12 protein-coding genes are annotated in these 13,481 nt (G+C 70.1%); 3 read left to right on the top strand and 9 right to left on the bottom strand.

Annotated elements, in window-relative coordinates:
- Positions 1–121: 121 nt before the first annotated feature.
- From ACIG5F_RS03890 to ACIG5F_RS03865, 6 genes are all read right to left on the bottom strand, one after another.
- Entirely contained in the window at positions 122–1,462 is a 1,341-nt protein-coding gene (locus ACIG5F_RS03890; protein ID WP_396516368.1) for an NAD(P)/FAD-dependent oxidoreductase, read from the bottom strand.
- Positions 1,463–1,467: 5 nt separating this feature from the next.
- Complete coding sequence (locus ACIG5F_RS03885; RefSeq protein ID WP_116177574.1) at positions 1,468–1,698, bottom strand: ferredoxin; 231 nt, start codon at positions 1,696–1,698, stop codon at positions 1,468–1,470.
- 81 nt (positions 1,699–1,779) lie between these two features.
- Complete coding sequence (locus tag ACIG5F_RS03880) at positions 1,780–2,328, bottom strand: hypothetical protein (RefSeq protein WP_396515863.1); 549 nt, start codon at positions 2,326–2,328, stop codon at positions 1,780–1,782.
- A 320-nt stretch (positions 2,329–2,648) separates the two neighbouring features.
- On the bottom strand, positions 2,649–3,998 hold the full coding sequence (locus ACIG5F_RS03875; protein ID WP_396515862.1) for an NAD(P)/FAD-dependent oxidoreductase: 1,350 nt from the start codon (positions 3,996–3,998) through the stop codon (positions 2,649–2,651).
- Positions 3,999–4,171: 173 nt separating this feature from the next.
- Entirely contained in the window at positions 4,172–4,996 is an 825-nt protein-coding gene (locus tag ACIG5F_RS03870; RefSeq protein ID WP_396515861.1) for an MBL fold metallo-hydrolase, read from the bottom strand.
- Entirely contained in the window at positions 4,993–5,742 is a 750-nt protein-coding gene (locus ACIG5F_RS03865) for a 2-phosphosulfolactate phosphatase (RefSeq protein ID WP_396515860.1), read from the bottom strand. Before ACIG5F_RS03865 ends, ACIG5F_RS03870 begins: the two co-directional genes overlap by 4 nt.
- 78 nt (positions 5,743–5,820) lie before the next feature.
- Here ACIG5F_RS03865 and ACIG5F_RS03860 point away from each other — a divergent pair, with 78 nt between their 5' ends.
- Both ACIG5F_RS03860 and ACIG5F_RS03855 read left to right on the top strand, forming a co-directional pair.
- A complete protein-coding gene (locus ACIG5F_RS03860; RefSeq protein WP_396515859.1) occupies positions 5,821–6,294 on the top strand; it encodes a ribose-5-phosphate isomerase in 474 nt (157 codons plus the stop codon).
- Complete coding sequence (locus ACIG5F_RS03855) at positions 6,294–7,100, top strand: Fpg/Nei family DNA glycosylase (protein ID WP_396515858.1); 807 nt, start codon at positions 6,294–6,296, stop codon at positions 7,098–7,100. The genes ACIG5F_RS03860 and ACIG5F_RS03855 overlap by 1 nt, the downstream gene beginning before the upstream one ends.
- Positions 7,101–7,337: 237 nt before the next feature.
- On the opposite strand, the gene ACIG5F_RS03850 is transcribed toward ACIG5F_RS03855, so the two are convergent.
- Positions 7,338–8,174, bottom strand: a complete 837-nt coding sequence (locus ACIG5F_RS03850) for a hypothetical protein (RefSeq protein ID WP_396515857.1) — start codon at positions 8,172–8,174, stop codon at positions 7,338–7,340.
- A gap of 296 nt (positions 8,175–8,470) precedes the next feature.
- Positions 8,471–9,694 (bottom strand): GNAT family N-acetyltransferase, encoded by a 1,224-nt coding sequence (locus tag ACIG5F_RS03845; RefSeq protein WP_396515856.1) that lies wholly within the window; start codon positions 9,692–9,694, stop codon positions 8,471–8,473.
- A 130-nt stretch (positions 9,695–9,824) separates the two neighbouring features.
- Between ACIG5F_RS03845 and ACIG5F_RS03840 the strand changes: the two genes are divergently transcribed.
- Positions 9,825–10,193: a nuclear transport factor 2 family protein gene (locus ACIG5F_RS03840; RefSeq protein WP_396515855.1), complete on the top strand. Its 369-nt coding sequence runs from the start codon at positions 9,825–9,827 to the stop codon at positions 10,191–10,193.
- 73 nt (positions 10,194–10,266) lie between these two features.
- Here ACIG5F_RS03840 and ACIG5F_RS03835 read toward each other — a convergent pair whose 3' ends face one another.
- Entirely contained in the window at positions 10,267–13,401 is a 3,135-nt protein-coding gene (locus tag ACIG5F_RS03835) for an efflux RND transporter permease subunit (RefSeq protein ID WP_396515854.1), read from the bottom strand.
- Between the last annotated feature and the right edge of the window lie 80 nt (positions 13,402–13,481).

Below are 13,481 nucleotides of genomic sequence, written 5' to 3'. Positions count from 1 at the left end.
GCCCGCTGTGGCCCCTACTTCCCCCCCCCCCCCCCCCCGGCTGGTTGGGGCCCGGCCGCGGCTCCCGGGCCGCCGGGCGGTTTGGGGCCCGGCCGGGGGGGCCGGCCCACAACCGTGACCATCAGCGGCCGTTGCGCATGGCCGGGGCCTTCAACCGGGCCGACAGCTCGTTCACGTCGATCTTGCCGGTGCCGGGGGTGCGCTCGCTCGCGGTCTCCGCGGGCGCCGCGGCCGGGTTCTCCACCGGGGCACGACGCGAGGTGCGGACCCGCTCGCTGGGCACCATGGGCCGCAGCTTCTGGTCCAGCTGCCTGGTCAGGTGGATCATCGTGCGCGGCTGGTTGAGGCCGACGATGCCGACGGGCTTGCCGGCGCGGATGTACCCGGTGACCGACCGCTCGGCGCCGTTGGGCCGGGTGCTCAGGTACATCGTCTGCTGGCCGATGGCCGGGATGCCGGCGGCCTGGATGCGCACGTGATGCTGCTCCGACCAGAACCGGGGCAGCGGCGTGAACGGCTTGGCCCGGGACTTGCCGGCGAGCAGGTTCTCGGCGGCGGCCCGGCCCATCTCGATCGCGTTGAGCCAGTGCTCCACGCGCCGCGGCACGCCGTCGAAGCGCAGGTTGGGCCAGCGGGCGACGTCGCCGGCGGCCACCACGTCCGAGGCGCCGACCACGTGGCAGGTCGGCTCGCACAGCACGCCGTCCTCGAGCACCAGGCCGGAGCCGGCCAGCCAGTCGGTGGACGGCATGCTGCCGACGGCCAGGATCACGCAGGCCGCGGTGATCAGCCGCTCGTTGGACAGCACGATCGCGACGCCCTCGGGGCCCGTCGCCCAGTGCCGGATGTCGACGCCGAGCGCCAGGTCGACGCCGTGCCGGCGGTGCAGGTCGCCGATGGCCGCGCCGAGCTCGGGGCCCAGCGCCTTGCCGAACAGGGTCTTGGACCGGCCGATGATGGTGACGTCCCGGTTCATCTCCCGGCAGCTGGACGCGAACTCGCAGCCGGTGAAGCCGGTGCCGATGACCACGACGCGGCCCTTGGAGCGGGTCAGCGTCTCCTTGATCGCGATGGCGTCGTCGAGCGTGCGCAGGGCGTGCACGCGCGGGTCGTGCCGGGGCGCGCCGGCGAGGTGCCTCGCCTCGACGCCGGTGGCGATCATCAGGCCGTCGTACTTGAGCTCCTCGCCGCCGGGCAGGTGCACGATGTGCCGGCCGTGGTCGAGCTTGTGGGCCCGGGTCCTGGTCCGCCAGATCGCGTCGATGTCGTGGTAGGCGGGGAAGAACAGGTCCTTGGTGGACAGCTTGCCGGTGACCAGCTGCTTGGACAGCGCCGGCCGGTGGTACGGCTTGTACGGCTCGTCGCCGACGATGACGATCTCGCCGTCGAACTTCTGCTCCCGCAGTCGCTCGGCGGCGCGCAGGGCGGTCAGCCCGGCGCCGACGATGACGATGCGCTCCATCTTGCTCACAGTCGCTCCCCGGACAGCTGGATCGCACGCATCGGGCAGGCCATCGCGGCGGCGCGGGCCTGGTCGGCGTACTCGGGGATCACTTCGGTCACGTAGCGCAGCCGTTCGTCCTCGGTCAGTTCGAACAGGCTCGGGGCCTCGTACTGGCAGGTGCCGTAGAGGTGGCAGCGACCGTTGTTCACGCTGATGGTCAGGGAGCTGCCGTGCAGAGCGCGACGAGGACTCATCAGGTCAGCTGTCCTTTCTCAAGAGGCGGGTTCGGGGTAACCGCGTGGCGGGTAGGGGGCGGGACGTTCGGGGGAGTCCCGCTAGCCGCCGTTGAGCACACCAGCGCCGACGAGGGTCTTGCTGGGGACGAAGCGGAGTATGGCCAGCACGACGGTCGGGATCATCAGGGTCAGGCCGCCGAGCCAGACGATGGACAGGTGGCCGTTGGCGACGGCGCCGAGCCACGAGTGGGCGATGGTGATGCCCACCGCGATGTAGGCCATCTGATGAAACCGCAGCCAGTTCCGGTACACGAAGAACTTGACCAGTCCGGTGGAGATCAGGATCGCGGTCATCACCTCCAGGCCGACGATGCCGAACGCCCAGCGCAGCTGCCCACCGTCCACGATCGGGATCGTGATGTTGATCCAACTGAAGAGCTCGTCGGAGTCGGTGAGGAATAGGAAGCATGCCGCGTGGATGCCACCGAAGGCGAGCGTGAACGTCGCCATTATCATGTGGCTGCTACGGACGGCCTGCCGTCCTGTCAGCTTCGCCACCCAACCGGTCGCGGTGAAAATTCCCCAGACCAGGGTCAGGCACATCAACGCATAGGCCAACCGGGCTGACAGCGCGGCAACCTGGCGCACGCCAGAATCGTGCGCGGAGTGCACTGTCGGCGAAACAATCAACTGCGTCAACGTTATCAACTGCGTCGACACCTCGGACGCCTCCCGGAAGGCCGTGACACTCGGGGTGGTCCGTTCGGAGTAGTGGGGTGGGCCACCTGGTTGGGGCCGGTCTCCGGGTCGGATGTCCGAATGTCACTTATTGTTGGTCACGGTTAAACAGTTTGTCTGTGGTTGCAGCCGCCTCCAGACCTCGCGAGGAGTAATCCGTACGGCTGAACGGAGTAGCAGTGGGTCGCTGCTTCGTTCCTGGTTAGCGGAACTAACGAATTCGGTTGTCTCTATGTTCTTGTAGAAGCTGGCGGGCTTGTGGAAGTCGGAGTGAGCGTCACGCCCGCGGGCAGGTAGTTCGACAGCAAGGGTGTTGACTTCGGCGGCGGCCGCATCGCTTCTCCTGCTCGCGGGATCCGTTCCGGGCCGGTCGGAACCGGTTCCTGGAATCGTTTTCTCATTGCTGTGGGGGCCGGTCGGCGGGCGTTGAGCCCGGCCACCAGCCGGTTGAACTCGCGCGACCGGTTCACGGTGGCTATTCCGACCAGCCCGTCCCGGCGGGCCGATGCCAGGCAGCCCGGGCCGAGCCGCCCGTGCTCGCCGCCCAGCTGCGGTTGGCCCGCGACCTGCACCTTCATCCGGTGCTGCTCGGTCCAGAACCGTGGCAACGGCGTGAACGCCACCGCCCGGGACGGCCCGAGCAGCAGGTTCTCGGCGGCGGCCCGGCCCATCTCGACCGCGTTCAGCCAGTGCTCGACCCGCCGCGGCACGTCGTCGAACCGCAGGTTCGGCCAGCCGGCCACGTCGCCGGCGGCCACCACGTCGGCGGAGCCGACCGCATGGCACGTCGCCTCGCAGTGCACGCCGATGAACTCGTCGTGCCGGATCGCGGAGCCGCGCAGCCAGGACACCGCCGGCAGACCGCCGATCGCGATGACCACGTGCCCGGCGACCAGCACCTGCCCGTCGGACAGGTGGACCGCGATGCCGTTGTCCTGGGGCAGCCAGTGCTGCACCTCGACGCCGAGGGCCACGCCGACACCCTTGCTCTGGTGCAGACGGGTGATGCTGTCGCACAGCTCGGGCGCCAGTGCCCCGGCCATCAGCGTCGGGCCCTCGGTCACGATCGTCACCCGGCGCTTCATCGCGCGGAGACTGGATGCGACCTCGCAGCCGACGAAACCGCCGCCGATCACGACGACCGGCTCCTTGTCCGCGGCCAGCGCCTCGCGCAGCCGCGTCGCGTCGTCGAGAGTGCGCAGCTGGTGCACGCGCGGATCGCTGACCGGGGCGCCCGGCAGGTGTCGGGCCTCCATTCCGGTGGCGATCACCAGGCCGTCGTAGGCGAGCCGTTCGCCGCCGGGCAGCAACAGCGCCCGCTTGCCGGTGTCGACGCCTCGAACCGCGGTGTTCAGCCGCCAGCGCGCGTCGACATCGGTGTAGGCGGCCAGCCTCAGCTGGTCTGCATGCACCCTCCCGGTCAGGAACTGCTTGGACAGCTCGGGTCGGTGATAAGGACGGTGTGGCTCGTTGCCGACCATCACCACCTCACCCTCGAACCTGAGTTCACGCAGCCGTTCAGCGGCTCTCAAGCCCGCCGCTCCAGCCCCTACTACGACGATGCGATCTCGTCGGTTCACCGACTACGTCCTCGCTCACCGCGTGGTGTCCGCCACGCCGGCCCCGACCGCACGTGTGATCCAGCCAACCGGCATACCGGATCGCGCTCCGATAGCCGTTAGGTAACAGTTTGTCGGTCAGGCTCGCGCTGGCTATCGACTGTTCGGGGCAATGCCTTCGGTGAAGAGACCTGTTACCGGGCGGAACGGTTACGTCCCGTCAACCTCCCGAGGGCCTCACGGGTGGCCTCGGCTGGAAACGGTGAGTCACGGAGGACCTCCTCCAGCGTGACGGAACCGGTCACATGGGCGGCCGCGAGCTCGACGACGGCCGCGATGTCGGCCCGCTGGGCGGCGACGAACGCCGCGTCGACCGGCTCGCCGTGTCCCGGCACGACGATCGTGTCCGGGCCGGTGAGCCGCAGAAGTCCGGCGAGCGCGGTCGGCCACGCGGCGGGAAACGAGCCGGCGAACGCGGGCGGCGCGCCGTTCTCGACCAGATCGCCGGCGAACACGACATCGGCGTCCGGCACACGCAGCACCAGATCGTGGTCGGTGTGCCCGTGGCCGAACTGCTCGATGTCGACGGTCCGCCCACCGAGGTCGACCGTCACCCGTTCGGACACCAGGGTGGTCGGCAGCGCGATCCGGGTGGCGCGGATCGCCTCGGCGATGTCCGGCCGGTTCTGTCGGGCGTAGTGCGCCGACCAGTGGTCCTTGTCGGCCGCACCCTCGACGACGAGTTCGTCGACGCAGTTCGGGTGGGCCAGCACCGGGCAGGGCAGGAACGCCGTGGTGCCGAACGCGTGGTCGAAATGGGCGTGCGTGAGCACGACGGTCCACGGTAGCGGCGTCACCGCACGCACGGCGGCGGCCCATTCCGCGCCCTGTTTTTCGTCGCCGCCGGTGTCCACGACCAGGCAGGCGTCGTTGCCGACGACGAGCCCGAGCGACAGGTCCAGCTCTTCGTGGCGACGGACGTGCACTCCGTCGGCGACCTCGATCCAGCGCGCGTTCATGAGAACAGTCTGTTCGCCAGCACACCGTCGCGAAGCACCGGTGCGCACGAACTGCTGCCGACCGCGGCGGCGAGCTCGACGTCGGCGGCGTGCCCGGCGGCCGTCAGCTCCCGGCCCGACGAACAGCCGCGGAGAAGTTCGACGACATTCTCGACTTCGTGCGAGAAGCAGCTCGCCGCCAGAGTGGTCTCCGGCGACGCGCCCCGGGCGTCGGTCGCCAGCAGCGCGGCGGCAACGGCGCCCGCGCCGAGCAGGTCCTCGATGCCGGGGCGCAGCGGACCGGCGGTGACGCCCCAACGTTCGCCGGCCGGCACGATGCCGATCGGCCGTTGGCCGGCGATTTTCTCGACTTCGCGAGCGACGGCCTCGGCGTTGCGCAGGCAGGCGGCGAAGACCGTCGCGCCGCCGGCGGCCGCCCGCGCGCACAACGTCGCCCCATTGGGTGACGGCAGCGCGAACAGTGTGCCGGCCGGCAGGTCGAGCAACGACGAGGGACGGAGCGTCCACTTCTGATCGCCGGCGACCACGGCGCCGGCCGACCGCGCGGAGGAGATCGCACGAACATCTCCTCTTCGCACGGGCAGCACCCGACCGCCGCGATCCAGCGCGATGTCGACCGCGGTGGTGAACGACAACACGTCGACGATGACCAGCACCGCGCAGCTCGGCGCCAGGGCCGCGAGCCCGTCCTCACCCCACTCCAACCGGATTCGATATCCAGTTTGGCTGAACACGTCCTCGCTCACCCGGCGAAGTGTGGCGTGCGCCGCACCCGCCGGCAGCCGAATTACTCCCCGCCGCCCACCGGGTGGCAGACTCTGAGCGTGCGCGTCTACCTCGGTTCCGACCATGCCGGCTACGAGCTGAAGTCCCACCTGGTCAAGCACCTCGCGGCCAGTGGTCACGACGTGGTCGACATCGGCCCCGCCGTCTACGACCCCGAGGACGACTACCCGGCCTTCTGCATCGCCACCGCCAGCCGCGTGGTCGCCGACGAGGGCAGCCTGGGCATCGTGATCGGCGGCTCCGGCAACGGCGAGCAGATCGCCGCCAACAAGGTGCCGGGCGCGCGGGCCGCGCTGGCGTGGAACACCGAGACGGCGAAGCTGTCCCGTGAGCACAACAACGCCCAGGTCGTGGGCATCGGCGCGCGCATGCACAGCCTCGAGGAGGCCACCGCGATCGCGGAGGCGTTCCTGGCCACGCCGTTCTCCGGCGTCGAGCGGCACCAGCGCCGCATCGACATCCTGGCCGAGTACGAGCGGACCGGCGTCGCGCCGGAGCTGCCGGCCAGCTGATGCCGGAAGGTCACACGCTGCATCGGCTCGCCCGGCTGCACCAGCGTCGGTACGCCGGGGAGAAGGTGCAGGTCAGCAGTCCCCAGGGCAAGTTCTCCGGGTCGGCGACCGTCGACGGGCGGGTGCTGGAGAAGGCCGAGGCCGTCGGCAAGCACCTGCTGCACCGGTACGGCCCGGACGCCACTGTGCACGTCCACCTCGGCCTGTACGGGACGTTCACCGAGTTCGCGCGACCGGAGCCGGTCGTCACCGGCATGGTGCGGATGCGCATGCTCGGCGAGACCCACGGCACCGACCTGCGCGGGCCGGCCGCCTGCGAGCTGCTCACCGATGACGAGGTCGACGCGCTGTTCGCCCGTCTCGGGCCGGACCCGCTGCGGCGGGACGCCGATCCCGAGCGGGCTTGGCGGCGGATCTCGAAGTCCCGGGTTTCCATCGCGGCGCTGCTGCTCGACCAGGCCGTGCTGGCCGGCGTCGGCAATGTGTATCGAGCCGAGGTGCTGTTCCGCCATGGCATCGATCCCATGCTTGCCGGCCGGCTGCTCGACCGGGACCAGTGGGACTCGATCTGGGCCGACCTCGTCGAGCTGATGCGCTACGGCGTGCGGGTCGGCCGCATCGACACCGTCCGGCCGGAGCACGAGCCGACCGTCACCGGCCGCGCGCCGCGGCAGGATCGGCACGGCGGCGAGGTCTACGTCTACCGCCGCGCCGGGCAGCCCTGCCTCGTCTGCGGAACTCCGGTGCTCACCAAGGACCTGGTCGGCCGCAACCTCTACTGGTGCCCGAGCTGCCAGCCGGCGTGATCGTCACAGAGCGGGCGTCAGGCCGCATGACGGTGATCGGCGGGGTTGTGCACGCCGGCAGGACCGGGGGGCTGACACGGCCGATGGATCATCGGCCGGTCTGATGGTCTTCGTCGGACAGCCGCGCGGGGCACGGGGAGTCGCTCGGCCGACTTCCCGGTGGACGGTCGAAGGCAGCTGACGCGGTTACCCGTCAGCTGCCTGTCGCCTGGGGCCGGGCGTCAACGTGACTGGCGATCACCAGTTGTTGTCGCCGCCACCGCCCCAGTCGCCACCGCCGCCCCAGTCGCCGCCGCCACCGAAGTCCCAGCCGCCGCCCTGGTCGCCGCCCCAGTCGCCGCCCTGGTCGCCGCCGGCGCTGAAGTCGGCCTGCTGACCCTGGTCGCCGTTGAAGTCGCCGAAGCCCTGGCCGCCGTCGAAGCCGCCGCCGTTGTCCCAACCGCCGTTGTCCCAGCCGCCGGCCGCGTACGGAATGCTGTGCATGCCGGAGAACATGGCGTTGAATAGCAGCCCGGCACCGATGCCCCAGGCCCCGGCGACCAGGGCGGGCTTCCACCACGGCTCGCTGTACCAGCCCTGCGGAACCGGCCGGCCGGCGACGTAGCCGCCGGGGTAGTAGTGCGGAGTGCCGGCGCCGGGCTGGGCCGACGCCTCGTACTCGTGACCCTCGACCTCGACCCGGCGGTCGCCGGTGACGGCGCCGGCGCGGCTCTGGCCGTTGAGGTCGGGCAGCTCGGGGCCGGGGTCGAGACCCATCGCGGTGCGGGCGGCCCGCACGTAGTACAGGCCTTCCTGCGCGGTCTGGGTGACCAGCCGGCACTGCTCGACGGTGCGCGCCTGCTCCATCTGGGAGCCGGCGGCGGTGTAGCGCTCGCCGGCGTCGGCCAGCGCCTGCTTGGCGGCGTCGTTGGTGCCGGTCAGGTTGAGCACCTGACCGCCGAGGCGCTCGACCCAGCGGCGGGCCTCGGCCTTCGCGTCCTCAAGGCGTTGGCCGCCGGCCGCGCGCTGACGCATCACGACTACAGCCACGCCGATGATCACCACCAGCAGGATCACGACGAGGAATGTGGTCACGGCGCCTCCCGGCTTCCAACGAAGGTGAATCCGTCGCAATCGGACAACGGGAAAGCTACCGCCATGGTTCCGGGTCGGCCGAACGGCGGGTGTGATGCGACGGACAGCTACTTCTCGACCGCGCCCGGCGACCGTCGCGCCCAGAGCGCCCCGACCACGCCGATCACGACCACCCCGATGAGATAGGCACCCATGACGCTCCTCCTTCTCGCGACTACGTGAGGAGAACGAGCCGGTTCGCGGCGGGCGTTCCGGTTGCTGCCTGTCGGTTCCCTAAGGATCAGCTGTCCTGAACGTCAGAAAACCTCCGGGCAGTGCGGTTGGTGGTCGCCGGCGAACGCCCGGGACGCGGCCTGGGCGCTGCCCGGTGTCAGTTCACGGATGCGTTGTGCGGAAACGAGTTCCCCCACCGTGGTGCCGCCGAGGAACACCGCGCCGAGTTCACGGGCGCCCAGGGCCAGGTCCGCCTCGGCGTCGGTGCGCGTGACGGTGGCCGGCCCGTCGGCCTCGGCGACCAGCCGCCAGGTGCCGGCGTTCCAGGGGCAGAAATCGTCCTCGACCGCCAGCACGACGTCGAGCGGCGCGGAGTAGGCCCGCAGCGGTAGGGCCCGGTCGATGTCGATGATCCGCACCCACAGGCCGTCGCTGACCTGCCGGCTGTTGTCGGTGGCGTCCTTGAGCATGTGGATGATCGGGTCGTCCACGGCGGCGTCGGCCCGAACCGTCGTTGTCAGGTCGATGTCGAGCAGGTAGCGCCACAGCGCCGCGTACGCCTGCGGTGTGGTGCCGAGAATCTCCTTGGCATGCACCTCGTGCCCCGGTTTGCGGGACTGCCAGTTCCGCTTCACCTGGTAGATGGCGTAGCCCTCCGGATGGATGGCGTACCGCCACTTTGTGAGGTCCTCAGCCCGTAGTTCCGCCTCGTTCTCCGCCAGGTACACCTGCCACGACGCCTTGGTGCGGGCCAACCAGCCGGTGCGGGCCGGCGCGACCTTGCTGTGCAGGTGGTGCATCAGCGGCAGCGCGGTTTCCTTGTCCACCTCGCGGACCCGGCCATCACTGACGTCCACAGTGGACTGAAACTCGGCGCCCCTCGGCACCGCGAAGAAGGCGCGGTGGCCGGCGAGGCCGTAGCCGAACCGACCGTAGATGTCGCCCTCGGAGGCGTACAGCGCGGCGAACGCGTCGCCGCTGCCGTGCTGGGAATGCAGCTGGGCCCGCATCAACCGGGACATGGCACCCCGACGACGGTGGTCGGGCGCGACGCCCACACAGGAGATCGCGGCGACCGGATGCGGGCCGGCGCCGGGCAATGTCATGTGTTTGCTGAGCATCGTGGCGCCGCCGACGAGCTCGTCGCCGTCGAAGGCGCCGTGGGTGCGGTTCGGCTCCAGCAGTTCGATCTCGGCCGCGACGGACTCGGGCGCGGGGTCCTCCAGGAAGGCGCGGAAGACCGTGCCGATGAACGCCGGGATCTCCTCGGCGGTGAGAGTGCGGGTCACCAGCGGCGATGCGGACATACCCGACTTGGTACGCCTGTGCGCCCGCCGGCGCGAGTCGTTTTTCATTACGCCGGAGGTAATCGACCGCGGCCCTGTCCGCTGCCAGAGTGGAGGAAACCAAGCGGGACAAGGGAAAGGGATGATCGAGATGGCTGACGCGAACGCGGTGGTGCGCCGTTACGTGGAGATCTGGAACCAGCCCGATGGGGCGTTGCGGGCCAAGGCCGCGGCCGAGCTGCTCACCGCCGACTGCCGGTTCGTCGACCCGATCGCCGACGTGAGCGGCCCCGACGGCCTCGCCGCCGTGATCGGGGGCGTGCACGAGCGGTTCCCCGGGCACCGGATCAGGCCGTTGGGGGAGGCGGACACCCATCACGACGTGCTGCGATTCACCTGGGAGCTGACGCCCGACGGCGGCGGCGACGCCGTGGTGGTCGGCACCGACGTGCTGACGCTGACCGAGGACGGCCAGGTCGGCGCGATCAGTGGCTTCTTCGACCAGGTCCCGGCAGCCTGACGGGACCACACCGAGGGGGAAGACGGTTGTGGGCCACGGAAAGCTCCGTGGCCCACAACCGTTCGGCGTTGGTTCAGCCGGCGTTGACGAGCTCCGGCTGCTCCGGCTCGGTCGCCTTGGTCCGCTTCGCCTCGCGACGCTTGCGGAACCGCTCCTTGGTGTTCTCCACCATGGTGTAGAGGGTCGGCACCAGCAGCAGGGTCAGCAGGGTGGAACTGACCAGGCCGCCGATCACGACCACCGCGAGCGGCCGCGAGATGAATGCCCCGCTCTGCGTCAGGCCCAGGGCCATCGGCAGCAGCGCGAAGATCGTCGCGGCGGCGGTCATCAGGATCGGCCGCAGCCGGCGGCGACCGCCCTCGACCACCGCGTCGGCGATGCTCATGCCGTCCTCGCGGTACTTGTTGATCAGGTCCATCAGCACGATCGCGTTGGTCACCACGATGCCGACCAGCATCAGCACGCCGATCAGCGAGGGCAGGCCGAGCGGGATGCCGCTGACCAGCAGGGCCGCGATCGCGCCGGTGGCCGCGAACGGGATCGACACCAGCAGCACCAGCGGCTGGATCAGGCTGCGGAACACCGCGACCATGATCAGGAACACCAGGGCGATGGCCACCACCAGCGCGATGCCGAGGTTGCCGAACGCGTCGGTCTGCTGCTGGCTGACGCCGCCGACGCTGTAGGTCGCGCCGGCCGGCAGCGTGGTGTCCTTCAGCTTCTGCGACAACTCGGCGCTGATCGCACCCGTGTTGGCGCTGTCCGCCGTGCCGCTCACGGTCGCGCTGCGGGCCCCGTTGATGCGCTTGATCTGCACCGGGCCGTTGGTCTGCTGAACCGTGGCGACCGAGTCGAGCCGGACCACACCGGTCAGACCCGGCAGCGGCAGCGACTTGAGCGCGTCGAGGTCGCCCGGCGCGGAACCGGTGCGCAGCACCACGTTCTCCGACGTGCCGTTCAGCGCCAGCTGCGCGAGCTGGCTACCCGCGAGCTGGGCCTGCACGGCCTGGCCGATCGTCGAGTCGCTCAGGCCCTGCTTGGCCGCGGCCTGGCGGTCGACGGAGACCTGCACCTCCGGCGAGCTGTTCACCAGGTCGCTGGTCACGTCGGTGACGCCCGAGATGCCGGACATGGTCTTCTGCACGGCATCCGAGGCGGTGCGCAGCACGTTCTCGTCCGAGGCGTTCACCACGACCTGCAGCCCGCTGCCGCCGAAGCCGCCGCCACCGCCGGAGCCGACCGTGATCTTGCCGGCGTCCGGGAGCGCGTTCAGCTTGTCCCGCAACGCGTTCTGCACGGTGGTGAGGTCGGCGCCGTCCTTGAGCGCGATCGAGTAGCTGGCCTTGGACGTGCCGCTGTTGCCGCCGAAGCCCAGGAAACCGCCACCCGAGCCGACCGTGACCTGGTAGGTCTGCACGCCGTCGACGCTCTGGATGGCCGACTCGACCCGCTTGGCCGCCGCGTCCGTGGTGGCCAGGCTGCTGCCGACCGGCAGCGTCTGCGAGACGCTGACCGTGTTCTCGCCGGAGCCGTCCAGGAAGTTGGTCTTCAGGCCGGCGCCCATGGCCAGCGTGCCGAACAGCACCGCGATCGCGATCACCACCGTGGTCCAGCGGCGGCGGGTGGCGAACCGGATGACCGGCACGTACATGCGCTGCAACGGGCTGCGCAGCTCCTTGCGCACCGCTTCCTCGGGATCCGTGCCTTCCTTGGCCGGCTTGAGGAACCAGTACGCCAGCACCGGCACGATGGTCAGCGCGACCAGCAACGACGCCAGCAGCGCGACCGTCACTGTCAGACCGAACGGTGCGAACAGCTCGCCGACGAGGCCGCCGACCACGGCGATCGGCGCGAACACCGCGACCGTGGTCAACGTCGACGCGGTCACCGCGCCGGCCACCTCGCGGGTGCCGTCCAGCACGGCGCGCTTCTTGTCCTCGCCGTAGCTGAGATGCCGCTTGATGTTCTCCAACACCACGATCGAGTCGTCGACCACCCGCCCGATGGCGATGGTCAGGCCGCCCAGCGTGAGCAGGTTCAGCGAGGTCTTCGTGGTCCACAGCACGATCAGCGCGATGACCACCGATAGCGGGATGGACACCGCCGTGACCAGCGTGGAGCGCACCGACAGCAGGAAGATCAGGATGACCACGACCGCGAAGAGCAGGCCCAGCAGGCCCTCCGTGGTCAGGCCCTCGACGGCCTGGTTGACCGCGGGCGCCTGGTCGGAGACGACCGTCAGCTTGGCGTTGTTGCCCAGATCGGTCTCCAGCTGCGACAGCTTGCCGCGGATCTGGTCGGAGATGGCGACGGCGTTGCCGTCGGGAGTCTTGGTGACGGAGACGCCCAGGCTGTCCTTGCCGTTGGTGCGGGTCAGCGAGGTCGTCGGCGCGAGATCCTCGGTCACCTGGGCGACGTCGCCCAGCTTGACCGGCTGCGGCGCGGGACGGCCCGGCGCGGCGGGCGTCGTCGGCGTCAGGTAGAGGTTGCGGACATCGTCCACGGTGGACAGTCGTTGTCCCACCTGGACGGTCAGCGTCTGGCCGTTCTGCGTCAGCGTGCCGGCCGGCGTCGGGGTTCCGTTGGCGCGCAGGGCGGTCGACACCGCGGTCGAGCTCAGGCCGGCGGCGGCCAGCTTGGCGTTGTCCAGGCTGATGGTGACGACCTTGTCGCGGGCGCCGGTCACGCTGGCGTCCCTGACTCCGGTGACGCCCTGCAGTTCCGGCACCACGGTGCTGGTCAGCTTGGCCGCCAGCTGCTGCTGGTCGGCGTCGGACGAGGCCGCGAGCACGATCACCGGCAGGTCGTCGGTGTTGCCCACCACCACGTTCGGCTTGACGTTGGTCGGCAGCTGGGCGGCGATCTGGTTGACCGCCTGCGACATCTTGTTGACCGCGTTGTCCAGGTCGGTGCCGTAGTCGAACTGCACGGTGACCGAGGACGAGCCCTGGCTGGAGGTCGAGGTCATCTGGGTCTGGCCGGGAACGCTGCGCAGCGCGTCCTCGATCGGCTTGGTGACCTGGTCCTGCACGATTTCCGGGGAGGCGCCCGGGTACTGGGAGACCACCACCGCGGCCGGGAAGGACAGCGACGGCAGCAACTGTCTTTGCAGCGACGGGATCGCCCACGCGCCGAAGCCCAGGGCGATGAGCGCCACCAGGGCCACCAGGCCGCGGTTGGCGAGGCTGAGTCTGGTCAGGAAGGTCATGGCAGCTCTCTGCGGAATTGGTTAGCCTTGCCCTAACATTTGGGCCAAGGCTAACAGTGTGTTCGGCGCATTCGCTGATA

Source organism: Kutzneria sp. NPDC052558 (assembly GCF_044547355.1).
In the GTDB taxonomy this organism is placed as follows: domain Bacteria; phylum Actinomycetota; class Actinomycetes; order Mycobacteriales; family Pseudonocardiaceae; genus Kutzneria.
Note: the sequence above shows the minus strand (reverse complement) of the source record. Positions and strands in the feature narration are given on the sequence as shown.

Coding starts and splice junctions, on each gene's coding strand:
- ACIG5F_RS03890 (WP_396516368.1), bottom strand. CDS start 1,462: ATGGAGCGCATCGTCATCGTCGGCGCCGGGCTGACCGCCCTGCGCGCC.
- ACIG5F_RS03885 (WP_116177574.1), bottom strand. CDS start 1,698: ATGAGTCCTCGTCGCGCTCTGCACGGCAGCTCCCTGACCATCAGCGTG.
- ACIG5F_RS03870 (WP_396515861.1), bottom strand. CDS start 4,996: ATGAACGCGCGCTGGATCGAGGTCGCCGACGGAGTGCACGTCCGTCGC.
- ACIG5F_RS03855 (WP_396515858.1), top strand. CDS start 6,294: ATGCCGGAAGGTCACACGCTGCATCGGCTCGCCCGGCTGCACCAGCGT.
- ACIG5F_RS03845 (WP_396515856.1), bottom strand. CDS start 9,694: ATGTCCGCATCGCCGCTGGTGACCCGCACTCTCACCGCCGAGGAGATC.
- ACIG5F_RS03840 (WP_396515855.1), top strand. CDS start 9,825: ATGGCTGACGCGAACGCGGTGGTGCGCCGTTACGTGGAGATCTGGAAC.
- ACIG5F_RS03835 (WP_396515854.1), bottom strand. CDS start 13,401: ATGACCTTCCTGACCAGACTCAGCCTCGCCAACCGCGGCCTGGTGGCC.